This window comes from Ruegeria sp. C8 (assembly GCF_056537565.1).
In genome coordinates this window covers 64,330-78,660 of sequence record NZ_JBQFRV010000006.1, presented here as the reverse complement: position 1 = coordinate 78,660, position 14,331 = coordinate 64,330, and the positions used below count along the sequence as shown (strand labels likewise).

Here is a 14,331-nt window from a genome sequence, read left to right as displayed (position 1 = left end):
ATCCGACGGTGTGGTGCAGGCAACGAAGTGAACTGAGAAGATTTTGGTTTTTAATCGTCACGATGTGTTTGAACCAGAAAAGAACCTCGTTGCGAGAATGCAACGAGGCGAGCGTGAAGCTATTGGTGATTTCTTCGATAGGTTTGAAAGACTCTTCTACGCAGCGTTACGCCGAAACAGAATGGTGGCGCCACAGGACGTTGACGATCTCTACAACGACTTTTTCCTTCATCTTGCGGACCAAAATTTCAGACGCGTAGCCTTGTGGAATGGTGAGGCCGCACTCAGTACATACCTCGTGACGCTTCTAGGGAATTTCGTGAGGGACTACTATCGCAGCAAACGCATAAGACCTTCCGGTCTTGAAGAACTCAACCTGGATGAAGAATATGAAGAATACTCTGAACAGGTTCCTGTAGAACAAGAACTGGGCGCGAAGCAGCTTCGAGAACAACTTAAGTCCACTAAGCTGACCCTTGAAGAACGTGACCGTCGATTGATTTGTCTAAGACTTTTTAAAGACTTGGATCCACAAACATGTGCTAAGGAACTCGGTATATCGCCTGGTGCCTTTTACACAGCCTACCACCGTGCGGAACAAAGACTTACGCAGGCTTTTCGACGATTGAACCCGCTGTTGTTCTCATAAGAGGTGTAAGATTGTAACCCAGATGTTCGTCTCATTCAAAAATAGCGTATGTTCACGTCCAAATGAAGCTTGCCCCAAAAACCAATTATCGGCAGTCCGACCAATCCATGAAGATAAGATTCAGATATGACCACCGCTGATAAAGCCAATTCCCGGTTTCTACGCATCATTGCGAGATCAGATGAATACGCGCCAGATTTGGGTGAAGGTGACTCAGCCTCTCCTAATCCAAGTGTGGAAGACCTGCGCGCCTTTGTGCACGAGGCACTGCCGGAATCCCGAATGGAAAAAATTGAGGAATCAATAGTTAGCTCTGACAAGCTGTTTCAAACTTATTTGGGGCTACGCATTGAAGAAGCTGCTTATGATCAGACCGGTGCACCGGACCATATCAGGCGAGGTGCTAGGAGAGCGTTTCTTGATGCTGCGCCGCCAATGCCACCTATTCAACCCAGCCTCGCAGAAAGACTTCGCTCAAGATTCGATAGCCTCTTCGGTCGGCGTCAGTTCGCGCCTATTGCAGGTGCTGTTGCTACAATCGCAATTTTTGCGTTTTTGTTTTTAGCACAGGATAGGGGGCACCAAGCTGTGGAGATAGCGGAGCTCTACGTTGCGTCTGAGTCTAAAGGTGAAAACCAGATCATTATTCGCGGGGGTGGAGAGAAAAATAATGACAGTGCAAGCAACCCGGACACTTATTCGATACCTTCGCAACCAGATCTCGAGAAAGTGGCTACGTCCGAAAAACTCATTTTAGCGACTCAGGACTTGTCTGATCTACTAACTTCCGGCCTATCCGATACTGGTACTTTGAAAAAGAAAGCACTTGTCGCCGCAATCAATGCAGGGATCGCAGATGGCTCCGAAGAACTGAGTCCTATGGAATTTTCGGTAGTGGTCCTATCTGAACAACTTGCGTTCGAATTGAAACAAAGAGTTGATCTTTCAAGAACTGAGCTGAACATCCTTCTGCTTGACTCAGCTGTGCCTGAGGTCTCGACGGAAGCAAGCCCGCCACAAGACATCCTTTTCATTTCAAAAAATTGAGAAAGCTGCCCGAATATTTCGAAACCATAGGACGTGTACTCCTGGATCCCCTAGCCACGTCCGATCAGACTAAACGGGGCCCAGAATGCGGGGTGCGCATAGTATGGGTTCTTTTCGCTATTTCGGATCATCTTCAACATCGATTTCTGAAGTGCTTCTGCATAAGTTGTAGTCGAACCAAACTCTACATGATTAATCAAATTGACTGTCAATTCGGCTGCTGCACCAGAATCTACCGCCCAATGGGAAACAAGAACAGCTTCAGTGCCGGCAAACAAGAAAGCCTGCGTCAAGCCGGACAAACCAGGGGCTCCTAAAGAGCCGTTTGGACTAGCGGTATTGCATGCAGAAAGTACAACTAGATCCGTGTTCAGCCGCAAGCCCGCAACCTCACTTGCAGAAAGAAATCCGTCGTCCCCGACACTGGGAATGGTCGGGGTCGAGAGCAACAATCCAGGTTCGTTCAACCCATCTAACTCCCCAGCAATGAGCGCATGCGTGGCAAATGCAAGGATACGGTACTTAGTCAAATCAGCAGATTTGACATTTGTTTCTGATGCACGCTCTTGCAGATACACAGCATTTGTTTCAGCGCCGAGCGCTTCGGCAATAGAAGAGAGCTCTTCGGATGTTGCGGGTAAGGCTGGAAATTCAAACAACTTCGTTGTGTCAACAACTTGGCCGCGCATGACGAGCGAGGAAGCCTGAAGCTGCTCGTCCACTGACCTTAAGGAGTCAAACAACGGATCTCCGAAACCTATGAATGGTGCTTTCGCGACAAATTCTTGCCTACCACTATCGGCCCATCTCAGACTGGAAACACCAGGCAAAGTGCTAGTGGGATATTTGTAAACCAGCCAATTTACGTCAGAATATCGTTGTCCTTCCGCTTCCTCGGTCACCAAAAGACTAAAAGGCAGGCTGCGCAGACTATCGTCTGAAACAATAAGAATTTTTTCGGCACCGCGAATACCATCTTCCAAGGGCTGCCATAGTGCCTGATACAGAAGGTGCGCTAGCTCCAAATCAAAAGGCGGCACATCAATTGGCCGATCAACATTGGTAAGGTCAATTCCCTGACGCAGTCGCACTATCATTTCGTTCAACGCTGAACGACTGAGATCAATAACGATCAAATTGGCTTTATCAGGTTGAATGGTCCAAGCAAAGACAGCTTCATCCAAAACAGTGAATTTAACGAGGGCTTCGCCCGGAGACAGTGCCGATTTGGCGTCTGCTAAAGCGAGAGGTACAGCTTGAGACAGCGCCCAGTATTTTGGGAATTGAGTTTCGACTTGTGTAAAGTTATTCCACTGCCGCGATTGCGTCGTACGAATCTCGTCGACTATTGAAGCAGTATCCGAACTGGAGACAGAATCTCCAAATGACATCGATATCAATGATGTGGCCCAACTTCTATTCAAGCGCCACAACTTCTGGTTTCCGACTTCCAGTTCCTGAAGCAATTCCCGCAATTTTTCGTCAGCAAAAATTCTTCTTGATTCTGCCTTCAAAAATGACTTGGAAACTGTGTCTGCGTTGAGACGCTGAGCTACTTCGAAACTTCGTTGAACAAACTCATCGTAATCAATCAGACCATACTCAAACGCTTTTTGCGACAAGACCAAGTACGTTTCATAAATTTCCCTGATGGCTTTCCTGTCGCGAGAAAACGCCGTTTCCCAATCAAAAGACTTGTTCAAGAACTGGACAGCAGCTCCACTTACAGCACCATTGGAAAGCCTCCAAGCTTCTGGAATGTCGCCCAGTTCCAGGGCGATTTTCGTAGCTTCATTTATCAACTGTGCAGACCAAAGGTCTCCGCCGGAGATTGGTCCTGCTTCCAGGGCTCGCGTCAAAAGCGCAGCCGCAGCCCGACTGTTCCCAGTTTTGTGGGACAGGGTTGCAAGTGACAATATTGCTCGAGACACAAGCGGGTGCGCATCTGTGTGGAGCTTTTCAGCGAAGTTTATGGAAAGCTCCGAGAAACCCCTGGCTTCCTCAAAATCCCCCTTTTTGAGGTAGAGCTGCGCGATAGCTTGATAGATCGATGCAAGCTCGTCTGGATCTTGAGGAACTCGATCTTCCGCATATTGCAATGCGGTAGTTAAAGTTGCCTCCGCCTCATCAAAATTGTGCGACAAAACCAAGACTTCAGACAAGTTTGAGTGGATCGATATGACTGTCGGGTGACCTTCTGGCAAGGTCTTTTCGGCAATTCCAAGCGCTGTTTGCAACAGACCTTCAGCCAAATCCAAGTTACCACGATGTAATTCTACTGTGCCAATCTCATTCAGAGTTGTGGCGATAAAGGGATGCGACGCGCCAAGTAAACCTTTCTGTATTTCCAGCACTTCTCTGAGGAGCGATTGCGCCTTTGAATAACGTCCTTGGAAGGTGCGAATACGTGCGATCCCCAGCAGACTGTCGGCCACTACTAGCGATTTGGGTCCGTTTGCGTCACTAGCCAGATGAAAGGCATCGTCAAAGTACTTAAGGGCTTCTTGGTATTGCCCGGTTTTTTCTTTCAACAAACCAATATTGAGCATAACCACGGCCGTTGCCGGACCATTTTCTCCACTGGTAGCTTTTTGGATTTCGAGTGATTTGCTGAAACTTTCTGAAGCCTTGTCCAGGCGCGACGTCCCAAGGTAAACCAATCCCAAATTATTGTAGGCCGCTGCGAGCCCTGCGTCATTAAAGCCGTATAGACCTTCGAACTTCCGCGCCGCATTGACCAGAGTCGTCTCCGCCTCAGCAAAAATTGCCAAGTCTTTTAAACATATTCCGCGCCCAAGCATCGCTGTGGGATAAATCCAATCTTCAGCCGTGCCGGAAACTTCGAGATGGGATAACAATTTCTTGTAGGCGTCACACGCAGCTGCATATTGTCCAGCTTGCAAGAGGCCGGTTGCCGCACTTAGTTCCTCTGCGGGAGAATGCGTGTTGAGTGTTCTTGCGTGCTCAACCTCTGTTCCAACGCCTTGCGAGACGCCTAGGCTCGGGTGCAATATCCAGACCGAAAAAGCTGCAAAACCAATAGTTCGAAGAAACGAATGAATTCTCTGACAAGCCATGGCTCTAAAGTACTATCCTGCTCTACGTTTTTATCATTCAAGCGAAGTAGCGCTTTGATCTATTGGTGCCGTTCACTTTCTGTGGCGTACTGGGCTGGTCAGCAGTAAGGAGCTCTTGCCAATCGTGACTTTGCAGCAGGTGTCTCGTATTTGCGGTAGCGGCCACCACTATATCGCGCGCAGTCCAAAGCGTAACCCGCAGCTATGACGGCCGCACCGATATCCTGTCCCTCGGCGTAGCAGACGCCCACGTAACGGTCGTATGTTCGTTCGCCGGTAAGCTTGCATTCGACCGCTTTGCCGCGAAGGTAATTGACCATCCACCTCCGCGCTTCGCGCCCTGCGGCGGTGCCCAACTCAGGAGCATCAACTCCTTGCAACCGCACAGGCGTGCCATCGACAACAATTGTGTCTGCATCACGCACTTGGAGACCACCCGCAGTGGCAGTCGTGGCGAACAGCGCCGCAGCAATGGTTAGCGTCTTTAACAAGGCAAAGTCCTCGGTGTCCGGTGTTAGTCGATTATTTGGGTTGCTATGCGGGTGTCTACGAGTTCATCCTCGACTAGCGCATAGATCTCCTCTGGAGGAGTATTCAGCGAGTATAGCATGAGCGCAGGATCTACGCCCATGTCGATGAGATGCTGCATGGTTTCTCCTTGCCCTTTTTGGATACTCTCGACGGCGAAAACGACTGGTATCAGGCGGGGCTGCTCGTAGTAGTGTTGGTGCATACCCACAAAGCCGCGCAGCGAGACAATGCGATCTTCTCCACCTGCTAGGATGTAAGGGCATGAGGACACGCACATAGCGCCAGCCAGAACGGCAGAAGCCAGCTCAGCCTCTCTAACTTTCTTACCGATGGACAATGCCTCTGAAACCACTCCTCCCGGGCTGTGAAGAGCTACCAGGTCAGGCTTCTCCTGCATGTCCGACAAGTACGAAGCGAAGCGAGACGAGTCATCCACCTCTATCTGACCGCTGAGTAGAAGTACCCTCCCCAGTCCTTCGACTTCCTGAACCGTGAAGTCCAATCGGCTTGGAAATGCTTCAGGTACGGGGACGTCTAGTGGCCCGTCTTGAGGCACAAGCGATGGATCACTGCGGTCAGTGCGATACTCTCGACGTTGATCGCCGGGGGTTATCGGACCAGTCGGGAGTTGAACACGCTTCTTGAACGGGCTTGGTATTACACCAAGAACGTCCGACGCTATCAGAACGCCTGCAATAGCAAGCTGTAGGATGAGAACGTAGCGCAGCCCTGAACGAGGATCGAGACGACTTAACAGGCTCATCACGTTTCATCTTTTTGTGGAGTGGCGCGGTTGAGGATAGCTGCGTCTGCCACGCCCATAGTCGCCTCTACGTCCTTCATGGCGTTCATTGCCGCTCTAAGGTCAGAAAGCGTCAGAGTATCCTCAATGCTCATGCCGTCCTTACCACTGCGGATTGCGGCTTGAGTGATAGCCAGCACAAACACCAACACGGCGGGCAACAAGTCGATGGCTATGGCTCCAGCCCAAGAAGGTACGAAGTTGTGCGCGTACTTGATTACTGCATCGGCGCTGGAAATCGGGTTATATGCCGTCTCGATGGGCGGCTCCATGTCCAATACCTCGTCAGCGGCGTTCTTGAGTGTCTTGCTGCGCTGGTCCAGCGCATTCAAAACGGAGTTGATTGTGGACGATTGCGCGTCTCGCACGTCGGAACTGCGCCCATCAAGCTCTGGAAGTACGACCGAGGATGGCAGGTCCTCAGCAGCACGAGCAACAAGTGGTGCTACGCTGTACTGGTTGAGGCGCGAGATAACACCCGCCAGCTTCACGCTTTCCTCGGAAAACTGAACCGAACGGCGATCCACTGGACCGGGGGCTACAGTAAGCTCGCGCATCTTTGCGAGGATTTCGTTGCCTTGTTGGAAGGCTTCCTCGATAGGTTCTTGCTGCGCCGCGATCTGCTCTTCAAGGTTCCGCAACTCCTCAGCTTTTTGTGTCAGAACACGAAACACGGCACCCCGACCGGCGGTGCCTGAGAGGTCTCCGGACTGCTCGAGTTCCGCCAGTTCTTCAAAACTCTGGCGGGCGCGTTCCACTTCGCGACCCAACGCTTGACCGCTGAGGGCTATGTCGTGGGCTTGCTCGAGAGCAGCTTGGTAGTCACGAACAGTATTCTCCAAGTGTTGTTCGACTGCCGCCGAGCCTGCGAGTGCGGCTGCGTTCAGCCAGCTAGACATGGCGATAATTGCGACAGAGCCAACAATCGTGGAGATCGTCAAACCAATGAAGCCACTAGCCGTACGCATTGAAGGCAGCAGACGGAGCATGTAGCTCCAAAACACGAAGATGCCCACAGAGACAGCGATTGAGTACGCGACCGCAGCGAAGAAAGAAACCGCACCGTTGTCTTCGAGCAATGAGGACACGCCGAGATAGGTGTAGATACCAGATGCGATGGCTAGGACACCCAAGGCTGCGGGGGTAAACGTGTCCAACCACGCAAGATGACCTTCTAGTTCTTTTGCGGTCCTAAGTCCCTTAGCTTCCTCAGCCGTCAAGCGATCCTTGTTCTCCGTCATACTACAACAGGCTCCACACTCATCACGCGATAGTTCGTCACTTAATCATTTATTAAGACTTTTCACCCTGGGTTGCACATCTGGACGATACTAATTGATTGCTTTTGCGAAGCTGCCACTCTTCTGCGATTTTCTGCCAAACTGCGCCGCCAGCTCTAGAAGACGAGAAAAACATCAACCAATTGAAATTCCGATAGCCATTCTGGGAGTGGCAATGAGCATGGATCATATGCCTCGTTGTCACACGCGTGAATTCGCTCAGCGGGGTAAATCCGTCACATCTCCCTGCGTGAATATGATGTGTCCCTAGCGTATCAACCCGAACGTGTGCTTGGTTCGATCCTGATCCAGAGCAAAAATTTGATTGACCTAACTCTTGGAGACCTAGCTCATGGAAATCTTGATAGTTTTGGGTTTGGTTTTGGCTGTTGCAGTGTATTTGGCAATTCGCAGTAACAGGCCAGGCGATACAACTACTTCGTCGAGTCAGTCAGGTGTGAATGAGAAACCTAGATTGACCACGAACCAACGGCAGCGCACAACGCCGCCACAGAGTTTTGATCCAGACCATACGGTCCCGAGACCCGACGTCACGATACTGGCGGGTTCAGCGTACGTTGTAGATGGCGATACATTGGTCATTAAGAAAACACAGGTCCGTCTGTTTGGTGTCGATGCTCCCGAGATGAACCACCCCTATGGCAAGAAGGCAAAATCGGCGCTCGTTTCGCTCTGCAAGGGTCAAAAAATTAGGGCGGAAGTGACCGAGCAAGATACCCACGGACGGACTGTTGCAAAGTGCTACCTCGAGGATGGCCGTGATCTATCCGCAGAAATGGTCAAACTCGGCCTAGCGATAGATTGGCCAAAATTCTCAGGCGGAAAGTATCGATCAATGGAAATGCCTGATGCCCGAAAGAAGCTGTGGTTGGCAAATGCACGGCAAAATGGACACATGGGTCTGTGGAAGCAATATGAAGCAAAGCAAATGGCTCGGAAGATGAACGATTGAAACTATCTGCCAGCAAACCTTAACGCACAGCGATCACGGCACAGAATCACCGGATGCAAGCTTTTCATTGGTTCTCTACTTAACAAAGCTGGCAGCATCGCGCGATCTAAATTTGCCCTATTTTGCGTCCTATTTTTCCCGAATTAATGCAAATTTCATAGCTTAGACGGCAAAATAGGGCAAAATAGTGCCATCTTGATACACCAGGATATGCCCTTCATTATATGTCCAATAGGTAAGCAAAGGACAATGTATGGCACTCGATCACAAGCTGCTGAAAGAGACACTAAAGAGCAGAAAACTCACGCAGTCTCTAATTGAAGACTGGACTGGGAAAAATATCCGAACTGTCAGGAGGTGGTTGTCTGGGCAGAACCAACCTGGAGAGGAAGACATCAGGACAATTGCGTCCAAACTAAATATCGAACCCGAAAAACTCGACCCTCGGCTGGAAGAGCAAAGTGCTGGTAAGATTCAAGTGAGCGCCAGGCTGTCTGTGGCTTCCCACAATGCTTATCAAATATTGAAGAACCGTTACGGCGTAAGCCAGACGGAAGTAATCGAGTTGGCACCCATAATGTTCGCGGCAATCGCAAAGTTTTCTGACACGCTTGCAAGGCAAGAGGCCAGCGAACTCGAGAAGGTGAGCCAACGCTACCCGATTGATCCAAGTTCTGTACAACATGTCGCGCTTGAACTGGCGTTTGCAGAAAGCGGACTGATATTTGGAACGGACAGTGAAACCGGCGACCACTTAGACTGCATTGGAGTTGGTAACCCGTTCGCGAATTGCATTGACTATTTGGCAGGTGGTTCGTCTAGAACTCGGGTTACTCCTCTGGGTGAATGTCCTGGAAGCAAGGACTTTGTTGTCGACGAAACCGCTCTCCTTGAATTGACCAGCGGAGACAAAGAGCTCGCGACTGCAATAGCAGACGGTAAGATTAGGCTCGATTTGATGCACAAAGATTTGTGGAACGAGAACCGCACCGATGAACGGTTAAAGTGGCTGAAGGACAACTTGCCGCCCAAGGCCGACATGAAGAAATTCATTGAGCGTTTTAAAGACAGGGACCCAAAAGCAGCGGCAACATTCGAGAATTTGCTGTTTGAGGAAGGGGATGAAGGATGAACCACTCACGCTCAAATCCAATTGCCCTCACAAAACACGCAAAACAACGTGCTGCTCAACGCAGTATAACAAGCAAAGCGCTTTTGTTGCTGCTCAACTTCGGGGACGAATCTGACACACGTGACGGCTGTTATAGCTACAGGATGAGCAGAAAAGTGGCGAGAGAATTGGTTGCGGAAATGGCCGACCAAGCTGTCCTTGATGAAGCATGCAAGCTGCGAGTGATCGTGTCACCATCCGGGGACGTAGTCACTTGCTACTATTGTTCTGAGCGCACGCTGCGCGCGCACAAGCGTCGTAGCAGGGTGGCCAAGCGCAAGCGAAACTTGCGCTAAGCCCAAAACCTACAACGAATTCAATGAAATACTTCAAGGGCGGCGCTCTGCGTGGTCAGGGGACAGGTATGTTCCGGGAGGAAAAAATGTCATCAAGTAACAAAGCAATTCTTATCGGAAATCTGGGTGCAAAGCCTGAGGTCAAGATCTTCGAAAATGGCGAATCCATTTGTCGGTTTTCGCTCGCCACGAATTCAAGCTGGAAAGACAAGAAAACCAACACGTGGCGAGAGCTGACGCAGTGGCATCAAATCGTTCTACGAGACGAATACCTGGTGGACCTAGCCAAACGGCGGCTAACCAAAGGTACGAAAGTGTATGTCGAGGGAGCGATTGAGACGCGTACCTGGGAAAATCTTGAAGGTCAGACCGTGCACACCGTCGAGATAGTTCTCCGAAAATTTCGAGGCGAGATGAAAGTGCTGAGCGGAGGTATTCATCAATCGGACCTAGTGAGCGGCTGGCCTAAGCCCGCTGACTCACCAATGCGTAACCTGGATGACGACATCCCTTTCTAAGTTCTAACAGGTGGAGAACAATGGCTAAACTGACCCAAACGGAAAAACAGGCTATTGCAGAATACGAAGCAAGCCATGAGGTGAAAAAACTACCAGACGGAGAAGCGGACTGCGCCAAAGCATTGAGAAAATGGAGAGTTTGGCCGCTTGGTGGAGGATGCGTACCATCTTACAGAGAGGAAATAAACGATTGTCACTAAACCTCACATCGCCAGCAATTCCCGATGAATTGCGACCATTGCCCAGGTGTCGCGCGTGCAATAGGCCACAAGATCAGAATAGACCTTCTCGCGCGCTGGATCGTCCGGTTGGGTCAGTGTCACTCCCTTCCAAAGACGAGACGCGCTTGCCCCCTCTTTGATATCCAGATCATCGTATGAAAGTTCTGGCAAAAACGCAGGAAGAACGGCCTTGATAGAGGCGCTTCCCTTGAGCGCGGGATCGTTGATCACTTCATCCGCAAACGGCTTCATCAAATCTACAACACGAGCATTTAGGCCTTCCAGAAACTCAGCGTGCTCTGGATAAGTTTCCGCCATTTCCGTATTGCGCGATTTTTCGAACGGCGCATACCAAACCACAACGGAGCCAACGTCACCCATGTCCTCACGAAGTCTTTTAAGCAAGGCTGGCATCGGATTACTGGAGGCGCGGTGGAGATATTCCCTGTGCTCGATTTCTCCGCCAGGCTCATGCTGGATATGCAAGGAATACTGGAAAGCCACTTGCTGATAGGGACGCGTTCCGTCCCAGGGTGGCAGCAAACTCTGAGAAGTCTCGTAGTCAAAATAATAAACCGGATAGACAATCTCGCTCAGAAACCTGCTTAACTCCTGATGATCGATAGTGCGTGCACCGTTCGCCACTGCTCTCAAGTAGCGTTGCGTCGACTTGCCCAACACAGATGGATCACTGATCTCGTCAATCTTTGTGATCCCGTCTGCGATGAGTTCGGAGGCTTTTTCCGCGTTCATGAACGGAAGGCGGTGGATGCTGTCCGGCGCGATTGGAGGGTCTAGCTTCTCGCGGATCTCCAGCCATTCACTATAGGATTTAAGGCGCGCACGTTCGGGGGACGGATCAGGCATCGTACCGCTGGCAACGACGCTCAATGCCTGATCGATACGCGTGCGTGTTTTTTCGAGCTGCTCAGTCACAGCATCCGTGATGTCAGTGATGCCAACAAGCTCTTGCGGATTGATTTCGCCGTTTCTGACGTAATCACGGTTCACATGTGCCACTTCGCAGCGCGCAATGGGGAACCCGGCCGCCTCAAGCACCACACGCTGGAATGCGAGATCAAACGCATGTTCGGGCTTTGCAGAAGTCCCGCTCTTGATCTCTGTCAGAACGTACCCATCGTCACTGCGGCTCACGATGTCGGAGATGCAAGTTATGGTTCCATCTTCAAAGCGTCCCTGCGCCACGGCGTTCGCACCATCTCTCCAAGCATCCAGAGTACGCGCGGGCAGAGCCTGGTATTCTGAAAAATCTGAAAAACCGAGGCGAACGAGATCACCAAATAGCTCCTCTGCATAAGGCTCAAACGCGTGCCCCTCGTCAAAGCGTGCTTGCAATGAGGGGTCAATTGGCGGCAACAGATGCCTGGCGTGTTTTTTGATCCATAGCCAGGCGGGGTGCCTGAGAAACATCATGTAATCTGATTTGGATAGCATCGTATTATTTGCATTCCAGAGTGGGCCCTACAGGTAAACGAACACCATAACCCTCATTTGTCTACGCCTGGTTTTTCGGAGCGATACCGCGACCACGTTCGTTCCTGAAGGAAATAGCACTCAATCACACCAACGACCGACCGAAGTTCCTCCTAACTTTCGAGACGGCTACGCATTACAGCGGAAAACAGTGATTTCTTTAGACTGCAAAAAGCCGTCAGTGGGTTGCGACGCGCGCGTGGTGTTCGGGAAAGGCACTCTTAAATGCAGCATCCATTAGGAGGCGCGCCTTGTCTTTCTCAATAGACTGCGCCGCCATCTCCCTGATCAAACCCTGTGTGGTGAGAAACACTGCTTCGCTCAAACCAATGTTGTTTGTTTTTGCGGCCAAAATGGCCGCTTCGATATATCCATCAATTTTGATTTTCAGCAGAGTCTGGCGCTGCTTGTTCAAGTTTTTGAAGTCGTTCATCGATCAATCCTCCAACTTTTGCTCAATTTCGATTTGCAATCAAATTGCATCTTGGTTGGCCGCCGCGCCTGCAACTAACAGCGCCTCAGCAAGGTCTAGTGCATCGTCCGGCCAATAGGTTTTGGCTCGTGGGTGATGGATGTCATCCGCTATAACTGGTCGACAGGTCAAAACGGCATTTCGCCATTGCAACGGTACGGCATCGCGTCCCTGCAACGCTCCGACAAGAGCACCGCAAATTGCAGCATTTGTATCGGTGTCTCCGCCACAAGCGACAGTTCCAACCACCGCATCCCGAAGCGATTGCTCGGCCATCAAGCAATAGAATGCGTTCTGAAACGCCGTGAGTACCCAACCCATTTGATGCTGGAACTCGGTGGGACGTTTCGTTCGTGCTGCCAGAAGCCGGCCGCGTACAATAGCCGCGCCTTCATCCTGACCCGCATTGGCATAAGCGGACGACCACATGTCTTCCTTGCTCCCTCCAGCCACTCCCGTAGATACCGCCGCAGCAAAGGCAGCATTGGCAGCAACGGTCACCTCATTCGGATGGGTGAGAGAAGCGTCTTGGCGTGCGATCTCTGCGGCCAGCGCAGGCGTTCCGCTTGCAAAGACCCCTATAGGGCTCACACGCATCAATGCCCCGTTTGCTTGGCTATCTGAGGCGACGGGGTCACCTTGTGCCAGCGCAGATATTGCACTGCTGGTTGTCATTCCAATGTCGAAGGGTCGGGACGTCCGCCATTCGACATAAGCATTCGCCACGTGATCTCTGTCGAAACGATCCATTGCGCACAGGCTCCGGGCCAGTGCCAAAGCCATTTCACTGTCATCTGTGGGTTGGCCAGCAATCAGGTTCCAAGTGCCGCCATCCTGAAGACTGTCGACACCACCCGGATGCCTGCGGGCAATCGTTTCTGCCTCCTGAAATTCCACGAATGACCCCAACGCATCGCCTGCCAATTGTCCCAACAAGACACCATGTGCACGCGAGAGGCTAACGGGCAGATTTGTGCGTTTGCAGGGAACGGCAGGGCAGCGGGCGGATTTCGGGTGCGCGGTCATTTGGGCACCGGACAATCCGCGTACCAAAGCTTCCGCGCCTGCGACAACACCATCGAAGGAGGTTTGACTGTAGTCGATAGGACTTCCGTTCCTCTGTGCGATGACCTTGCCAGCACCAATTATCAGGGCGTGTCCACCAGCAATATCCCAAGAAGACAACCCACCTACCAAACTCATGGCAGCGTCGAGCTCCCCTACAGCGGCGAGCGCCAATCTGTAGGCGGGGCTAGGCAGTGTGCGCACACGGAGCCCTTTGAGGCTAACGTGGTTGGCCAGGGCAAAATCTGCTGCGTCTGCATTTAGTCCAACAATTGGCTTATCTTGGGAACCGGTCGGATTGATAACCTTTCCATTGCGTTTCAGGTTGCCTCCTTTTGCCCACGTGATCAGATCGCCCGCATCGTCCGGAGCTGTGGGTGCATACACCACGCCCAGTATGGGCGTATTGTTTTCAAGCAGCGCCACGGACACAGCGGACCCGCGCAAGCCCTTCATAAAGTCCGCCGTCCCGTCATGAGGATCAATCACCCATGTCAGAGACCCGTCGATCAACGAGCTTTCAGTCTCTTCTCCAAGCCAGCTTGCCGGCTGAAGGCGCATCAGATTTGTTTTCAAAAAGGCTTCTACTTCGGCGTCGACGATGGCCTTGTGAAGGGTTCCGCGCGGCCCCTCTGGTCGATGAAACTCGGCTCGGATCATTGCACCGGCCGTTTTTACCAATTGGATGATTGCTGGCAGTTTTTTAGAAATCGGGTTTTTGGTCTTATTGATCAT

General features: G+C 51.3%; 13 protein-coding genes. 6 read left to right on the top strand and 7 right to left on the bottom strand.

The genetic code is table 11. The features are described from left to right. Window positions 1-43: 43 nt before the first annotated feature. Both ACR0KL_RS09890 and ACR0KL_RS09885 read left to right on the top strand, forming a co-directional pair. On the top strand, window positions 44-649 hold the full coding sequence (locus ACR0KL_RS09890; protein ID WP_480776960.1) for an RNA polymerase sigma factor: 606 nt from the start codon (window positions 44-46) through the stop codon (window positions 647-649). 126 nt (window positions 650-775) lie between these two features. Further along, window positions 776-1,696, top strand: a complete 921-nt coding sequence (locus ACR0KL_RS09885) for a hypothetical protein (RefSeq protein WP_170568208.1) — start codon at window positions 776-778, stop codon at window positions 1,694-1,696. 50 nt (window positions 1,697-1,746) lie between these two features. On the opposite strand, the gene ACR0KL_RS09880 is transcribed toward ACR0KL_RS09885, so the two are convergent. From ACR0KL_RS09880 to ACR0KL_RS09865, 4 genes are all read right to left on the bottom strand, one after another. Further along, entirely contained in the window at window positions 1,747-4,773 is a 3,027-nt protein-coding gene (locus ACR0KL_RS09880) for a CHAT domain-containing tetratricopeptide repeat protein (RefSeq protein WP_480776959.1), read from the bottom strand. A gap of 98 nt (window positions 4,774-4,871) precedes the next feature. Continuing rightward, window positions 4,872-5,264, bottom strand: coding sequence for a thermonuclease family protein (locus ACR0KL_RS09875; RefSeq protein ID WP_170568217.1), 393 nt, complete (start codon window positions 5,262-5,264; stop codon window positions 4,872-4,874). A gap of 23 nt (window positions 5,265-5,287) precedes the next feature. Next, window positions 5,288-6,067 carry a COG3904 family protein gene (locus ACR0KL_RS09870; RefSeq protein WP_480776958.1) on the bottom strand — a complete coding sequence of 260 codons (780 nt, stop codon included), beginning with the start codon at window positions 6,065-6,067 and terminating at the stop codon, window positions 5,288-5,290. Further along, window positions 6,067-7,347: a hypothetical protein gene (locus ACR0KL_RS09865; RefSeq protein WP_152457318.1), complete on the bottom strand. Its 1,281-nt coding sequence runs from the start codon at window positions 7,345-7,347 to the stop codon at window positions 6,067-6,069. Before ACR0KL_RS09865 ends, ACR0KL_RS09870 begins: the two co-directional genes overlap by 1 nt. Before the next feature lie 391 nt (window positions 7,348-7,738). On the opposite strand from ACR0KL_RS09865, the gene ACR0KL_RS09860 reads away from it, so the two are divergent. From ACR0KL_RS09860 to ACR0KL_RS09845, 4 genes are all read left to right on the top strand, one after another. Beyond that, window positions 7,739-8,359 (top strand): thermonuclease family protein, encoded by a 621-nt coding sequence (locus ACR0KL_RS09860; RefSeq protein WP_480776957.1) that lies wholly within the window; start codon window positions 7,739-7,741, stop codon window positions 8,357-8,359. A gap of 253 nt (window positions 8,360-8,612) precedes the next feature. Next, window positions 8,613-9,491 (top strand): helix-turn-helix domain-containing protein, encoded by an 879-nt coding sequence (locus tag ACR0KL_RS09855; protein ID WP_093963830.1) that lies wholly within the window; start codon window positions 8,613-8,615, stop codon window positions 9,489-9,491. Window positions 9,492-9,849: 358 nt separating this feature from the next. Further along, window positions 9,850-10,344 carry a single-stranded DNA-binding protein gene (ssb, locus tag ACR0KL_RS09850; protein WP_480776956.1) on the top strand — a complete coding sequence of 165 codons (495 nt, stop codon included), beginning with the start codon at window positions 9,850-9,852 and terminating at the stop codon, window positions 10,342-10,344. A gap of 20 nt (window positions 10,345-10,364) precedes the next feature. Next, window positions 10,365-10,544, top strand: a complete 180-nt coding sequence (locus tag ACR0KL_RS09845; protein ID WP_141138502.1) for a hypothetical protein — start codon at window positions 10,365-10,367, stop codon at window positions 10,542-10,544. A 3-nt stretch (window positions 10,545-10,547) separates the two neighbouring features. Here the strand turns inward: ACR0KL_RS09845 and ACR0KL_RS09840 are convergent, their stop codons facing one another. The 3 genes from ACR0KL_RS09840 to ACR0KL_RS09830 form a co-directional block, all read right to left on the bottom strand. Next, window positions 10,548-12,020 carry a DUF2779 domain-containing protein gene (locus ACR0KL_RS09840; RefSeq protein WP_480776955.1) on the bottom strand — a complete coding sequence of 491 codons (1,473 nt, stop codon included), beginning with the start codon at window positions 12,018-12,020 and terminating at the stop codon, window positions 10,548-10,550. A gap of 217 nt (window positions 12,021-12,237) precedes the next feature. Further along, window positions 12,238-12,492, bottom strand: coding sequence for a hypothetical protein (locus ACR0KL_RS09835; RefSeq protein ID WP_171123521.1), 255 nt, complete (start codon window positions 12,490-12,492; stop codon window positions 12,238-12,240). 39 nt (window positions 12,493-12,531) lie between these two features. Next, window positions 12,532-14,331 (bottom strand): inositol monophosphatase family protein, encoded by a 1,800-nt coding sequence (locus ACR0KL_RS09830; protein ID WP_480776954.1) that lies wholly within the window; start codon window positions 14,329-14,331, stop codon window positions 12,532-12,534.